Below are 15991 nucleotides of genomic sequence, written 5' to 3' on the forward strand. Positions count from 1 at the left end.
CATAACCATTTCATTCAACATGCACGTTTAATACACCCCACACATTCTCTGCATTTTCACATTCAATTTTAAGAATTCATCCGCCAAACTTACCAAAAACAGCCTCTCCTGAAGAAAGGCAGAGGTACGAACAATGCAACATGTGAAATCAGAGTCTCATAAAGTAAGAAAACGGATAGGGCAGGCTCTACAATCTACCTCCGACCACAGCAAAAAAAGCAAGAGTGTCCCGACTTTTTTCACATTTCATTTCAATAAATAAGTTATTTTTTATTTCTTTGCATTGCATAATTATAAATAAAATATGAACCTTAAGATAATCTGTACTATCTTCATCTGCCTCTGTCTACACCCGTTTCCGGGACGGGCATTCTTTGAAAAAGACCTTCATGTACTGACCATGAAGAACGGCCTTTCGGACAACACCATACACTCCATCTGCAAGGACCGTAACGGATTCATCTGGTTTAGCACACGCGATGCACTGAACCGATATGACGGCAAACAAATCAAAGTATTCCCCTTTAACCGGGCAAGTGCCAATACCTACAGCCTGAAACAAATATCAGACGACCTGCTATGCTTTGAAAGCCGGGGCAACCTCTATGCATTCGACCTGAAGAGCGAACAGTTCCTCCCCATCCGGACGGAAAACAGAGAACCCGTCAAAGCCATCGCCATAGAACCGGTGAACGACTCAATTTTCTGGATGCTAGACAACAACGAACTGATGCTAGCCGAAAGAAGAAGCCGACCGCAGGACGACACGGTGACCTTCCACATCGTAAAGCACTATTCGCAATGGAACAAGAAAGGCGGCATTCTGACCCGAATGTCGCTGAATCCGGACAAAAGGCATATCTGCGTGACAGACACGGATGGAAGAGTCATGATAGCCGACACGAAACGAATGGATTGCTACCAGACAGTAGATTTAGGCGTCGGCCAGCCCATGCAAATCAACCACATCCTGTATGACGAAGACGGAAATATCTGGCTCTCGACCCTTACATACGGTCTTATACGATATAACGTAAAATCAAAGAAAACAGGACGCATGACGTACCACAACAAATACACGGCCAACCAATTGTCACATACCGACGCTTTCGGGGTGGTGCGCCTGGAAAAAAACCGCTACCTCGTCGCCACATGGAACGGATATACCCTCGTCAGCCTGAACAAGAACAACCCGGACGAAATGACCGGCAAGGTCTTCAACAACACCACTTCTTACGTGTTCCGCGACATAGAGACGCGAATGATAGCCGTTTATTATGACCCACAAGGCATCTTATGGATTGGTACAGACGGAGGAGGAATCATCTGGTCCGACTTGCGTGAACAGTTCTACAACCGATTCTATCAGGACAGACACAACGAGATATGCTCCATCCTGAACGACGACGAAGGCTACCTCTGGCTCACGACCTTCCACCGGAGCATTCTGCGCAGTAATGCCCCCTACCGCCCGGACGAAGAACTGAATTTCAGTCCAGCAGGTAGTCCGGAGGTGCAGAAACGGAATACCGTGCTGAGCAGCACCAAAGACAAGGAGGGCAACCTGTGGTTCGGCAATGCCGACGGAACACTGAGCCGATATGATGCCCGAAACAAAAACTTCAGAATCATAAAACTGACGGACGATTCGGCAGCTGCCGGCAACTTATCAGTATGGACCCTTCTGGCCGATAAGCAGGGAAGAATCTGGGCCGGCACGCAGACAGGACTCTTTGAAGTCAATTCCTCTACCTTGACAAGTCGGCAACCCCTTCTGAAAGGTAAAGACGGCAAGCCGTTGCCCCCGCCCTGCATCCGTGCACTGGCTGAAACGTCCGACGGACACCTGTGGCTGGGAACGACCGAGGGATTGTACCGCTACAATCCTGAAACCTGCCAAACAGATACGGGCTATGAAACCGAAGTCGGTATGCCCGATCCTTCCATACGCTCCCTTCTGGCCTCGAAAAACAGTATGCTTTACATCGGCTACATGAACCGATTTGCCCTTCTATCACCCAAACAGAACCGCATTTTGCGCACCTATACAACCCAGAACGGACTATGCAACGACTTCGTAGGTTGCATCACCGAAGACGACAAAGGGAATATCTGGATAGGCTCCAACTCGGGTATCTCACGCTACGACAGGGAACAGGAACTTTTCTACAACTATTACGTATCGGGCAGCAACCGCTCTGCCCTATACTGGAAAGGCACTCTGTTCTGGGGAAACAACAAGAACCTGACTTATTTCAAACCAGACAAAACCGACCAGTTCGAAATCCCCCAAAAGGTACTGATCACAGGTCTGGAGGTAAACGACCGGCCGGTGAGCATCAACCAGATCGTCAACGGACAGAACATCCTCCCTTACGGCATCTCCTACCTGTCCGGTATACAGCTCAGCTACAAGAACCGTAACTTCTCCCTCACGTTCAGCAACCTGTCTTACTCCAACAAACAACACACGTATGCTTACCGCCTCTATCCCTACCAGCAAGAATGGATTTACACACAGGGAGAGGAGAAGGTGTCATACACCAACCTGCAACAAGGCAAGTACGTCTTCGAAATAAAGAATGTCCACCCCGACAACGCCCCGAACGAAATAACCGCCCTGAACATTGACATTGCCCCCCACTGGAGCAACAGCGTCTGGTTCCGCTTCTGCGTGTTCGTGACAGTAGTGCTGATTGTGCTGTACATCATCAGACGATTCCGGCTGAGGGCCAAACGGCTGGAACACGAAATGCAACTGGAGCATGAGGTATTCACCGCCAATGTGGAGCGCGACAAGGAGAAACAGCTGCGCATGGAGCGCGAACGCTTCTTCACCGAGATAGCCCACGAACTGCGCACGCCGCTCACCTTGATTCTGGCTCCCCTGCAGGAACTGCTGCACACGGAAGGGCTACCAGCAAAGACCGGCCGCCAGCTCCATACCGCTTACGAAAACAGCAAGTCACTGCACGCCCTGATGGACCAATTGCTGTTTGTACAGAAGATAGAATCCAACATGGTACGACTCAAGGTATCGGAAACGGACATCAACCAGCTGGTAAACAACGTATGCGACCCCTTCAAAGGTATTGCCGAGAAAGGACACTATCAGTTTTGCATCCGTCTGCTACCCGAGCCGTTAACGCTATGGGTCGATGCGGAAAAAATGGCGTCGGCCATACGCAACCTACTATCCAACGCTTTCAAGTACACCCAGCCGCAGGGTAGCGTGGAACTGACATTGGGACGCACCACCATAGACGGACACCCCTTCTGCAACATTACCGTCAGCGACACTGGAGCCGGCATCCCTCAGGAGGTAAAAAAACATCTTTTCGAACCTTTTACCACGGGAGTGAACACTCCTGTACACTCCACCCAGACGGGTATCGGGATGCGCATCGTGAAGAACATCACCGACCTGCACCATGGCTACATCAAGACAGCCGATCGCCCCGGCCACGGCACCATCATCAGCCTCTACATACCCGAAGGCAACAGACACTTCGAACCACAAAACGAAAGGGTGACTTTCGTATCTCCCCGCCGGACGGCAGACATCGCCGACGCGCCCATCGTCCCGCAGACGGAAACGGGAGGCAAGGAACCGCGGAAGAAACTGCTCATTGTGGAGGACAACGCCGATATACGGCAATATATAAACCATCTCTTTGAGGGCGAGTTCGCCGTTGTAGAAGGAGCTAACGGAGAGGAAGGCATCCAGCTGGCGCACGAATATGCTCCCGACCTCGTCATCTGCGACATCATGATGCCCGTCAAGGACGGACTGGAGTGTTGCCGCGAATTAAAGGAATCGCCACAAACTGCTTCCATACCGGTGCTAATGCTCACCGCCAAGTCGGAAGACACAGATGTGATACACGCTTTGGGCATAGGCGCCGACGACTACATGATGAAACCCTTCAATCCCGAAATGCTGAAAACAAAGGTGCGCAGCCTCATCAGGCAACGCGAAAGGCTGAAACGGCTTTATGCAGGCACGCTCAAGCTGAAGGAAGAAGAAAACGGAGAAGAGAAAGTGGAGAAGGAAGACTATTTCATCCGACAGGTGATACAGGTAATAGAAGCCAACCTGGCAGACGAGAACTTCAACGTAAAGACGCTGGCCGACCAGCTTCACATGAGCCAGCCCACCCTCTATCGCAAAATCAAGCAGCGGAGCGAACTAGCAGCTATCGACATGATCCGCAGTGTACGCATGAGCAAAGCAGCCTCACTCATCCTCGAAGACCGGTACAGCATACAGGAAATAGCCGAAATGGTAGGCTACAACGACGCGCGTACGCTACGGAAACACTTCGTGGCGCAATTTGGAGTATCGCCCTCCAAATACAGCGAACAGAATGCCGACTAACAGACCATCCGGTTATACCTGTTCTGAACCGCCATCAGACATTAAGCCCGAAGCGGCAAAGCACATATAGAAGCATCTAAAATAACAGAAGCCACTCCAACCATTCGCATAAACAGTTAGAAATTATTAAAGTATAGGCGTCTTCGAACTGAATCGCCTATTTTTTTTGCACTTTTGCGTATTGTTTCAAAAAGGTTCCTTGACAAGGGACCTGATGAAAAAGCACCAACAACGGTTGTTTTACGATAGCTTTTACAAAGATGATACAAACTCAGAATCCTTTTTTTGAAAATAACCATACCCCTCACGGTACCGTTCCCTTCGACCGCATTGCCGTGGAACACTATGCCCCTGCCATACGCGAAGGAATACGTCGCCAAAACGAAGAAATAGATGCCATTGTCTGTAATCCCGCTCCCGCCGACTTTCAAAACACAATATTGGCGTTAGAACTGTCGGGAGAATTGCTGCGCCGTGCCGAAACAGTATTCGACAATCTGCTCAGTGCCGAGACCAACGATGCCATGCAGGAACTGGCCAAGGAGCTGATGCCCCTGCTTAGCGAGCATGCCAACAACATCACACTGAACGAACGCCTTTTCGAACGTGTCAAGACGGCTTACGAACATCGCTACGACGAAGCACTGACGGCCGAACAACGGAAACTGACCGAGGATACGTACGAAGGATTTGAACGCAGCGGAGCCAACCTGCAAGGAGCCGACAAGGAGAAGTATCGCGAGCTGTCGCGCCAACTGAGTCTGCTAACCTTGCAATTCAGCGAAAACAACCTGAAGGAAACCAACGACTATCAACTGGTACTGACAGACGAAAGCCAACTGAAAGGTCTGCCCGAAAGCGCCATCGAAGCAGCCCGGGAAACAGCCAAAGAGAAAGGACAGGAAGGATGGATCTTCACCCTGCAAGCCTCCAGTTATGTTCCTTTCCTGACTTATGCCGACAACCGCGAACTACGGAAAGAGCTCTACATGGCCTACAATACGAAATGTACGCACCCTAATGACTACAATAACCTGGACATCGTCAAGCAACTGGTCAATACGCGTCTGGAAATAGCCCGACTACTGGGATACAAGGACTATGCTTCCTACAAACTGGAACGACGCATGGCCCAAAACAGCGCAAACGTCTATCACCTGCTTAGCCAACTGCTTGAGGCCTACAAGCCGACGGCTCTGAAGGAATATGCCGAGGTGCAGTCGCTGGCCCGTGAAGAACAAGGTGAAGATTTCGTCCTGATGCCGTGGGACTGGAGTTATTATTCGCAAAAGCTGAAAGACCGTACCTTCAACATCAACGACGAAATGCTTCGTCCCTACTTCGAATTGGAGAACGTGAAGAAAGGTGTATTCGGCCTGGCTACCCGCCTCTATGGCATCACCTTCCAGAAGAATCCGGAGATCCCCGTTTACCACAAGGACGTAGATGCTTACGAAGTATTCGACCACGACGGAAGTTTTCTGGCTGTACTCTACACCGACTTCCATCCCCGTGCCGGAAAGCGTTCGGGAGCCTGGATGACCAGTTACAAAGGACAGTGGATAGACGAACAGACAGGCGAGAATAACCGTCCGCACGTATCACTGGTGATGAACTTCACCAAACCCACACAGGACAAGCCCGCCCTGCTGACCTTCAGCGAAGTCGAAACATTTCTGCACGAATTCGGTCACAGTCTGCACGGCATGTTTGCCAATTCTACATACGAAAGTCTGAGCGGAACAAATGTCTATTGGGATTTCGTAGAGCTTCCATCCCAGTTCATGGAAAACTTTGCTACCGAAAAAGAGTTCCTGCATACCTTTGCCCGCCACTACCAGACAGGCGAACTGATTCCCGACGAACTGGTACAACGTCTGATAGATGCACGCAACTTCAATGTAGCTTATGCCTGTCTGCGTCAGGTAAGCTTCGGTTTGCTCGACATGGCCTGGTACACCCGTACCACACCTTTCGACGGTGATGTCCGCACCTACGAAAAACAGGCATGGGCCGAAGCTCAGATTCTGCCACAAGTCGAAGAAACCTGCATGAGTACCCAGTTCTCGCACATCTTTGCAGGCGGATATGCCGCTGGTTACTACAGCTACAAGTGGGCTGAGGTACTGGACGCCGATGCCTTCTCGCTTTTCAGGCAAAAAGGTATTTTCAACCCCGAAGTAGCCGCATCTTTCCGCGAAAACATTCTCTCGAAAGGTGGAACCGAACACCCTATGACCCTTTACAAGCGTTTCCGCGGACAAGAACCTACGATTGAGGCATTATTAATAAGAAACGGAATAAAAAAAGAATGCTAATGAAAAGAAAATCATTGTATATTTGTCACTTGTTGCTAATGCTGGCACTGATTCCCGTCTTCAGCGGTTGCAATACCGAAGACGATCTTATCCGAATCTTTACCGGAAAGACATGGAAGATGAGTCGGATTACCATAGAAGGAAAAGAAAATGAACAGTTCGGAGCCATCGTATGGGACTCGGAAGCTGCCTACAACCAAAGCATCGAACTTCTGAAGGCTGAAAACAACTTCACCGTCGTCTTCGAGGGAATTGAAGTGAACGGAGAACTGAGCGGAAACAATGTTACTGTCAATGGAGTCAAAGTAAAAAATGCCACAGGCACCTGGACGGCTGACGGCAAAAACGGTAACATCAGTCTGAACCTGAAAATTTCAGCTTCCGAGACCGATCCGCTTGCCAAAGAATTCATCAAAGGCATGCAAAACGTATTCAAATACGAGGGCGACGAGAACCAAATCACCCTTTATTATAAAGAAGGTCAGACAACCTGTCTGATAGGATTTGCAAAACAATAAGAACGATATGGACAACTCAGAAAACGAAAAACAGATAGCTTTGGACAGACGCTACATACGCATGGCAAGCATTTGGGCCGAAAACTCCTATTGCAAGCGTCGCCAGGTAGGTGCGCTCATCGTCAAGGACAAGATGATCATTTCGGATGGTTACAACGGCACTCCTTCCGGCTTCGAGAACGTATGCGAAGACGAGAACAATATTACCAAGCCTTATGTGCTTCATGCCGAAGCCAATGCCATCACCAAAATAGCCCGCTCCAACAACAGTAGCGATGGAGCTACCATGTACGTCACCGCCTCGCCCTGCATCGAATGTTCCAAGCTGATCATCCAGGCCGGCATCAAGCGGGTGGTGTACTCCGAGAAATACCGCCTTGAGGACGGGCTCGATCTGCTCAAACGGGCAGGCATCGAAGTTGTCTACATCCCCATTGAAAATGAACAGAGCTAACTATTTATATTAACCACTAATCATTTACTAAAAATACATGAGTACAAAGAATTCATCCCGCTTCATGCCGCTCGTCATAGCTGTCTGCGTGGTAGTGGGCATTCTTATTGGAACATTCTATGCCAAGCATTATGGCGGAACAAAGCTTGGCATCATCAACGGTTCGTCCAACAAGCTTAATGCCTTGTTGCGGGTAATCGACGACCAGTATGTAGATACCGTCAACATGACAGACCTGGTCGAAAAGGCCATGCCTCAGATTCTGGCCGAACTGGATCCCCACTCCACCTACATCCCTGCACAAAAGCTGGAAGAAGTCAACTCCGAACTGGAAGGCAGTTTTAGTGGCATTGGTGTACAGTTCACCATTCAGGAGGACACGATTCATATCAACAGTGTAGTGCCCGGTGGCCCGTCGGAGAAAGTAGGTCTGATGGCTGGCGACCGCATCGTCATGGTCAACGACAGCCTTTTCGTCGGTAAAGGACTGACCAACGAAAAAGCCATGCGCAACCTGAAGGGACCTAAAGGCACCACCGTCAAGCTGGGTATCAAACGAGCCTCTGAAAAAGAATTGCTCGACTTCACCATTACCCGTGGTGACATTCCGCAAAACACCATCGATGCCGCTTACATGATCAACGATAAGTTTGGCTACGTGCAAATCAGCAAATTCGGACGTACTACACACGTTGAACTGCTCTATGCCATCGCACAGCTCACCCATAAGGATTGTCAGGGACTGATTATCGACTTGCGCGACAACACCGGAGGCTACATGGAAGCCGCCACCCGCATGGTCAACGAATTCCTGCCCGAAGGCAAACTGATTGTTTACACCCAGGGACGCAAATATCCGCGCATGGAAGAATATGCCAACGGAACAGGCAGTTGCCAGAAGATGCCGATTGTGGTGTTGGTCAACGAAGGTTCTGCTTCGGCAAGCGAAATCTTTGCCGGTGCCATACAGGATAACGACCGCGGTACCATTGTAGGCCGCCGCTCGTTCGGAAAAGGACTGGTACAACAGCCTATCGACTTCAGCGACGGTTCGGCCATCCGTCTGACTATCGCCCGCTACTATACCCCGTCGGGTCGCTGCATCCAGCGTCCTTACGAGAACGGAAACAACAGCGAATACGAAATGGACTGGATCAACCGTTACGAGCATGGCGAGTTCTTCTCGAAAGACAGCATCAAGCTCGATGAAGACCAAAAATATTACACCACCCTCGGACGTCCTGTTTATGGTGGTGGAGGTATCATGCCCGACGTATTCGTACCGCAAGACACGACTGGCGTATCTTCCTATCTGATAGAAGTAAGTAACAAGGGTTTGATTCTGCAATTCAGCTTCCAGTATAGCGACCGCAACCGCAGCAAACTGAGCGAATGCGAAAACGAGGACGAGATGTATCAGTATTTACGCCGTCAAGGCATTGTAGACCAATTCATCCGCTTTGCCGACTCCAAGGGTGTGAAACGCCGTAACCTCCTCATCCATAAATCTCATAAGTTACTGGAAAAGAGTCTTTACGGTAACATTATCTATAATATTCTAGGCCGTGAACCTTACATCCGCTACCTCAACCAGAGCGATGCAACGGTTAAGACTGCATTGGAAATATTGGAAAAAGGCGAAGCATTCCCTAAAGCTCCCGCCCCAACGCCTCTAAACGAAACGGACAATGAAGGAAAAGAAAAAAGAACTGCGCAGGCAGATAGCTTTGTTGAAGACGCAACACAGCTCTTCCGCTACGCAGCAGTCTGCTGAAATCATGGCCGCCCTTGAAGACCATCCGGCTTTCAAGGCAGCCCATACCATATTATTGTATCACTCGCTGAAAGACGAAGTAGATACCCACAATTTCATCCGGAAGTGGAGCCGCTACAAGCGGATACTGCTTCCGGCAGTTGTAAATGACGATCTGGAACTGCGCCAGTATACCGGTCCCGACGATCTGACCGTCGGCAAATATGGCATCGAGGAACCTTCGGGCACTCCTTTCTGCGACTACGACGCCATCGATCTGATTATTGTACCCGGTGTAGGCTTCGACCGTCAGGGCAACCGGCTAGGACGAGGCAAAGGCTACTACGACCGCCTGCTGCCCTGCATACCGTCGGCCTATAAGATAGGTATCTGTTTCCCCTTCCAATTAGTAGAAGAAATTCCAGCGGAACCTTTTGATATCCGCATGGACGAAATCGTAACAAAAGAATGAAAACAAATTATCACACCCACACCACACGCTGCCAGCATGCCACAGGAAGCGATGAAGAATTTGTATTGAGCGCCATCAAAGGCGGGTTTCAGGTACTCGGTTTTTCCGACCACACTCCCTGGAAATACCGTACCAATTATGTATCAAATATCCGCATGTTGCCCGACGAACTTCCCGGATACGTGGAAAGCCTGCGTGCCTTGCGCGAAAAATACCGCGATCAGATAGACATCAAGATAGGACTGGAATGCGAGTATTTTCCCGAATACATTTCGTGGCTGAAAGAACAAGTCAAGGAATACAAGCTGGATTACCTGATATTCGGCAACCACTTCTATCACACGGATGAGAAGTTCCCCTACTTCGGACGAAATACCAACAACCACGATATGCTCGACCTGTACGAGGAAAGTGCCATCGAAGGCATGGAAAGCGGACTGTTCTGCTGCCTGGCTCATCCCGACCTCTTCATGCTGTCTTACCCCGAATGGGACCACCACTGTACCACCATCAGCCGACACATCTGCCGGGCCGCTGCCCGACTCAACATTCCGTTGGAGTATAACATCAGCTATGCCTCATACAACGAAATGCACGGAACCGAATCGTTCCCTCATCCCAAGTTCTGGCATATCGCAGCTGCCGAAGGATGTACGGCCATCATCGGAGTAGACGCTCACGTCAGCAAGTATCTGGAAGAACAGAAATACTACAACCGTGCCATAGAAGAACTTAAAGAGCTAAAGATCAAAACGATCGATAAACTTCTGTAAGTTCTTTCCGCTACAGCATGGAGGGGAACAGACTACCCCTCCATCATTCTCCACGCCATCGGCAGCGAAGCTACAATATCGCCGGCAGTCATACCGATTTCACCTTGTTTGCGGGCTGCGATGTCACCCGCCAGACCATGCACATAGACACCCAGTCGCGCAGCAGTTTCCGCATCGTATCCCTGTGCAAGCAAAGCAAGCAACACTCCGGTCAGCACATCACCGCTGCCTCCCGTAGCCATACCCGGATTTCCGGTCGTGTTGAACCAGCATTGTCCCGACGGAGATATAACAGCCGAATAGGCTCCTTTCAGTACAATGTGCACATCGGCTGTCCGTGCCAGTTCACGGGCTTTCATCAGCCGCTCGTACGAGTTCTGACATTTCCCCACCAAACGCTCCAGCTCTTTGGGATGCGGAGTCAGGATGCTTCCTTTGGGCAGATGTCCCAGATAGCTGCGATGTTCGCCCAGCAGGTTCAAGGCATCGGCATCGACTACCATCGGCACCTGACAGGATTCAATCTGATCAATCAACGCATTCTCCGTCTCGGGCGATTTCCCCAGACCGGGACCGATACCTACAGCCTGATAATCGTCGGTATCCGTTGCACCGGAGAAGCACGTCTCGCTGAAGTCTATCTCCGTCATAGCTTCGGGCACGGCAGTCTGCACGATGAAGTTGTTGCAGAAAGGTACATGCACCGTCAGCAATCCTACTCCCGAACGCAAGCAGGCCTTGGCAGCCAGCACCGATGCACCGGCCATCCCCTGCGAACCGGCTATCAGCAAAGCACGGCCGAAGTTGCCTTTATGCGCAAACTTGTCACGCGTTTTCAGTCGCCAGTTCACGTCGTCCGGTTCGGTCAGATAATAATCGGTAGTCATTTCGTCGATGGCTTCTTCACTCAGCCCGATGTCTAGTCTCTCCCACTCGCCTACATACGGTGCATTCTCGGCAAAGAGGAAAGCCAGCTTGGGCAACTGCAACGTCAGCGTCACATCGGCACGGACAATGCAGGAAGCCACGTTGTAGGAATTGTCCTCGCCCATCAGGCCCGAAGGAATATCGATGGCCACCACTTTCGCCGGCGAAGCATTAATGTACTTCACCACAGCAGCAAAGCCGCCGCTCAAAGGCTTGTTCAGACCGCTGCCAAACAGACCGTCAATCACTACATGGTCTTCCGTCAGCTGGGGCGGCACAAATTGGGAAGTAATTTCGTGAAACACAATACCGGCCAGTCCGCCCAACCGTTCCTTGTTCGCTTCGCAATCCGGCGAAAGCTGCCCTTTGGTGTTGAACAGATATACTTCAATGCTATATCCCTGTCCGGCCAACAGACGAGCCACCGCCAGTGCATCACCTCCGTTGTTACCCGGTCCGGCGAACACAACGAAAGGAGTGTCGACGTCGTCCCAACGTTCCGCAATGGCTTTTGCCAATGAATTGGCAGCCCGTTCCATCAGGTCGATGGAATCTATCGGCTCATTTTCTATCGTATATGCATCCAGTTGCTTGATGCTTGTTGTAGGAAAAATCTTCATATCGTTTGCTATTTTGCAACAAAGATAAAAGTTTAATTCAAGATTTGCTATCTTTGCCCAAACCCTAAATGAATATATCATGAAGATTTTCTTTACCTACCGCTATCTGGCACTCCTATTCATCTTGCTCTGCACTCCTCGCCTGCAAGCCTCGGAAGCCGACACCGTACGCATTCGCGAAACCCGTGTTCCTGTCCTCATCGACCGCTCGGACAACGAACTGTTCTACTTGCGCATCGATGCCCGCCACTGTAAAACGCTGGAAGAAGTAACCGTGGACTTCGGTTCACAAGTCAACCTGAACGATATTACAGCCCTGAAACTGTATTATGCCGGTACGGAAGGCGTACAGCGCGAAGGCAAAACATTCTATGCCCCTGCGGCATACCTGTCGCGTAACAATCCGCTCTATACCCGCAAAGCCAATCCGTCATATTCGATACTGGCAGCTACGGTTACCTCACCCGGCAAAACCGTTACGCTGAAGGCAGCGCAACCCTTATATCCAGGCATCAACTATTTCTGGATCAGCCTACAGCTGAAACCCGATGCTTCACTGACTTCACGCATATCCGCCACCGTCAGTTCGGTCAAGACCGATGCGGGTGCAGCTCCCTTGCAATACGCACTGTCCTCGCCGCAACAACACTTTACGGGCATTGGTGTACGCCATGCAGGCGATGACGGCGCAGCTGCCTACCGCATTCCGGGCATTGTCACCAGCAACAAGGGAACCTTGCTCGGTGTGTACGACATACGCTACAACAACAGCGCCGATCTGCAAGAACATATCGACATCGGCCTCAGCCGTAGCACAGACGGCGGACAGACATGGGAAAAGATGCGTGTCCCCATGAGCTTCGGCGAATACGGCCATCTGCCGAAAGCCCAGAACGGCGTAGGCGATCCTGCCATCCTGGTAGACCGTCAGACGGGTACCATCTGGATTATGGCTGCCTGGACACACGGCATGGGCAACCTCCGTGCCTGGTTCAACTCGGGACAAGGGAACGAACTGAACGAAACGGCCCAACTTATGCTGACTCGCAGCGACGATGACGGAAAGACATGGTCGGCTCCCATCAACATCACCTCGCAGGTGAAAGATCCCGAATGGTTCTTCCTGCTCCAAGGACCCGGACGGGGCATATCCATGGAAAACGGCACGCTGGTCTTTGCCGGCCAGTACATCGGTGCCGACCGCATTCCCTGCGCCTGCATTATCTACAGCGAGGACCACGGCCAGACATGGCACATCAGTCAGCCGGCACGCAGCAACACCACCGAAGCACAGGTTGCAGAGGTAGAACCCGGCGTACTGATGCTGAACATGCGCGACAACCGTGGCGGAAGCCGCGCCGTAGCCATTACCCGCGACATGGGGCGCACGTGGCAGGAACATCCGTCGTCGCGCAAGGCACTGATCGAGCCGGTCTGCATGGCCAGCCTCATCCATGTGCCTGCTGCCGAAAACGTACTGAACCGTGACCTGTTGCTCTTCTCCAACCCCAACAGTACCAAGAACCGCAACATGATTACCCTGAAAGCCAGCCTGGACGGTGGACTGACCTGGCTGCCCCAGCATCAGGTACTGCTGGACGAAGGTGGCGGCTGGGGCTACTCCTGTCTCACCATGATCGACCGCGAGACGGTAGGTATCTTCTACGAAAGCAGCACGGCCCACATGCTGTTCCAAGCCATCAAACTACAAGAAATCATCAAGGAATAAAAAACAGACAGGCGGATGAAACCACCCATTCCCAAAGGGCTTCATCCGCCTGCCTCACAAGTATTTTAAACGGCATTTGCACAGCCCGTGAGAGACACTTGCACGGCTCGCGAGAGACACTTGTACGGCTCGCGAGAGACACTTGCACGGCTCACGAGCAACACAAGTGTGGAACAAACCCCTCGCCAGAAAGGCTTCCGGACAGGTCAGTTGATGATAATCTGACCGCTGGGATAACGGTATTTCGTATTCTTTTTCTGCTTCACAATGCCCAACATCAGTGTTATCAGTCCGACACGTCCCACAAACATCAGTACCACTATGAGTAGTTTGCTACCGTCGTGCAACAGCGGGGTCAGATTCAGGCTCGAACCTACCGTACTCAGCGCAGATACACACTCGAAGGTAACCGCCAGCAACGAATGTTCCGGCTCAAGCATGCTGATAATGAAGACGAACAGAAAGAGAATGGCAAACGACAACACCACCGTGGCATTCGACCGGCGGATAGAGTCGGACGACAGTTCGCGACCAAACACTTCCACTCGCTCCGTACCTCGCAATACCGCCACCAGATTCAACACGACAACCGCAAAGGCGTTCACTTTGATACCGCCAGCCGTCGACTGCGAGCCACCGCCCACCCACATCAGCAACAGGTAGATCAGCAGCGACTGTACACCCAGCGTAGTCAGGTCCACACTGACAAAACCCGCCGTACGTGGACACACGGCATTGAAGAAAGCATGCGTCAGCTTGTCGCCCACCGGCATTCCGGCAAAAGCACCGTTCCACTCCAGCACCGCAATGGCAACCGTACCCACTACCAACAGCAACAGGGTAACGATCAGCACAATCTTCGTATTCAGATTGTACAAATGATAGAAACGGCGACCATCCCATTCGCCCCTGCGGATAAAATGCCACAAACGGCGCACGTAGTGCAGCAGAATATCTTTGAAATTCACCAGAATCGGGAAGCCAATACCTCCCAATATAACAAGGAAAGATACGTAGATATACAGCGGATTGTGTCCCGACATCAGTGCCGGATTGCCCAAATTGCCGGGCAACGTTGAGAAACCGGCATTGCAGAAAGCCGAAATGGAATGGAAAGCCGAAAAAGCCAGTTCCTCCTCCAACGTCATGCCCAACGTGCCGTGGATGTCGCTCCAGATGGCCAGCATTCCCGCTCCCTCTATCGCCAGCGTAAAGCCCAGAATGTAGACCAGCGTCGTCAGCAACGAGTTCAGCGAGTCCGAACTCACCATATCGCGCACCACCAGTTGATTGTAGAGCGACGTATTGCCCATGAAGAACATCGCAAAGAAACTGGTCAGCGTCATCACGCCCAAACCGCCAATCTGAATCAGGATAATGATGACCACAAAACCGGCCGGCGTAAACGTCGAAGCCACGTCGACCGAAGTCAGTCCCGTGACACACACCGCACTGGTAGATATAAACAGCGAGTCGACCCACGAAATGCCATCCACCGTACATCGGGGAAGCATCAGCAGCCCCGTGCCTATCAGTACGATTATCAGGAAACTGACTGCCAGTATCAGCGAAGGGTTGGTGCGCCGGCCCAGCAAGCGCACCATTCCGTTGGACAACGTCAGTAGCGACAGCAAGAGCAGCAGTACCAGCCGGTAGCCTTTCCCGTGAAGGAAATTCCAGAAGTCCAGAATCCCTCCTTCCACCTCGGGCCGATGAAAAATGACAGGCACCAGCGTCAGATACAGCAGCCCGGTCAGCACCCACGTCAGTTTGCTGAACGTTCGCCGCGTATCCTTGTATTCGAGCAGAATGTGCAGCGTGACATCCACCAGAAACACAATCCAGACGCCATGATACAGGCGGTTCACCTGCTGTGCTTCTTCGGCAGTAATGGTAAATCCATGCTCGTACACCACTCCTATAATCAGCAGTAACGAAGCCAGATAAGTAAGCGAAGTAAATATGTTCAGAACGATCCGCACATACGGATGAATCCACTTATTCTGATAAAGCAGATACTTATGATAGATCTTCATCTTGATACCTGTT

At 51.2% G+C, this 15991-nt stretch carries 10 protein-coding genes; 8 read left to right on the top strand and 2 right to left on the bottom strand.

The features are described 5' to 3' along the window. The first annotated feature begins 304 nt into the window (after positions 1 to 304). The 7 genes from BQ5591_RS16250 to BQ5591_RS16280 all read left to right on the top strand — a co-directional run bounded on the left by BQ5591_RS16250 (position 305) and on the right by BQ5591_RS16280 (position 10666). Positions 305 to 4378 carry a hybrid sensor histidine kinase/response regulator transcription factor gene (locus BQ5591_RS16250; RefSeq protein WP_071150108.1) on the top strand — a complete coding sequence of 1358 codons (4074 nt, stop codon included), beginning with the start codon at positions 305 to 307 and terminating at the stop codon, positions 4376 to 4378. A gap of 260 nt (positions 4379 to 4638) precedes the next feature. Continuing rightward, positions 4639 to 6696 (top strand): M3 family metallopeptidase, encoded by a 2058-nt coding sequence (locus BQ5591_RS16255; protein WP_071150109.1) that lies wholly within the window; start codon positions 4639 to 4641, stop codon positions 6694 to 6696. Beyond that, positions 6696 to 7214: a DUF4847 family protein gene (locus BQ5591_RS16260; protein ID WP_071150110.1), complete on the top strand. Its 519-nt coding sequence runs from the start codon at positions 6696 to 6698 to the stop codon at positions 7212 to 7214. Before BQ5591_RS16255 ends, BQ5591_RS16260 begins: the two co-directional genes overlap by 1 nt. Positions 7215 to 7221: 7 nt before the next feature. Further along, positions 7222 to 7668 carry a deoxycytidylate deaminase gene (locus tag BQ5591_RS16265; protein ID WP_022161651.1) on the top strand — a complete coding sequence of 149 codons (447 nt, stop codon included), beginning with the start codon at positions 7222 to 7224 and terminating at the stop codon, positions 7666 to 7668. Between the two features lie 37 nt (positions 7669 to 7705). Then, entirely contained in the window at positions 7706 to 9442 is a 1737-nt protein-coding gene (locus BQ5591_RS16270; RefSeq protein ID WP_071150111.1) for a S41 family peptidase, read from the top strand. Continuing rightward, the gene (locus BQ5591_RS16275; RefSeq protein WP_083381008.1) at positions 9357 to 9893 is read left to right on the top strand and encodes a 5-formyltetrahydrofolate cyclo-ligase; all 537 of its coding nucleotides are present in this window, start codon (positions 9357 to 9359) and stop codon (positions 9891 to 9893) included. The genes BQ5591_RS16270 and BQ5591_RS16275 overlap by 86 nt, the downstream gene beginning before the upstream one ends. After that, positions 9890 to 10666 (top strand): histidinol-phosphatase, encoded by a 777-nt coding sequence (locus BQ5591_RS16280; protein WP_022161654.1) that lies wholly within the window; start codon positions 9890 to 9892, stop codon positions 10664 to 10666. The genes BQ5591_RS16275 and BQ5591_RS16280 overlap by 4 nt, the downstream gene beginning before the upstream one ends. Positions 10667 to 10698: 32 nt before the next feature. On the opposite strand, the gene BQ5591_RS16285 is transcribed toward BQ5591_RS16280, so the two are convergent. Then, the gene (locus BQ5591_RS16285) at positions 10699 to 12213 is read right to left on the bottom strand and encodes a bifunctional ADP-dependent NAD(P)H-hydrate dehydratase/NAD(P)H-hydrate epimerase (RefSeq protein WP_071150112.1); all 1515 of its coding nucleotides are present in this window, start codon (positions 12211 to 12213) and stop codon (positions 10699 to 10701) included. A 79-nt stretch (positions 12214 to 12292) separates the two neighbouring features. Between BQ5591_RS16285 and BQ5591_RS16290 the strand changes: the two genes are divergently transcribed. Continuing rightward, entirely contained in the window at positions 12293 to 13942 is a 1650-nt protein-coding gene (locus BQ5591_RS16290; protein ID WP_071150113.1) for a sialidase family protein, read from the top strand. Positions 13943 to 14148: 206 nt separating this feature from the next. On the opposite strand, the gene BQ5591_RS16295 is transcribed toward BQ5591_RS16290, so the two are convergent. Further along, complete coding sequence (locus tag BQ5591_RS16295; RefSeq protein ID WP_071150114.1) at positions 14149 to 15978, bottom strand: TrkH family potassium uptake protein; 1830 nt, start codon at positions 15976 to 15978, stop codon at positions 14149 to 14151. Positions 15979 to 15991: the final 13 nt, after the last annotated feature.

The organism is Bacteroides ndongoniae (genome assembly GCF_900108345.1).
GTDB lineage: Bacteria > Bacteroidota > Bacteroidia > Bacteroidales > Bacteroidaceae > Bacteroides > Bacteroides ndongoniae.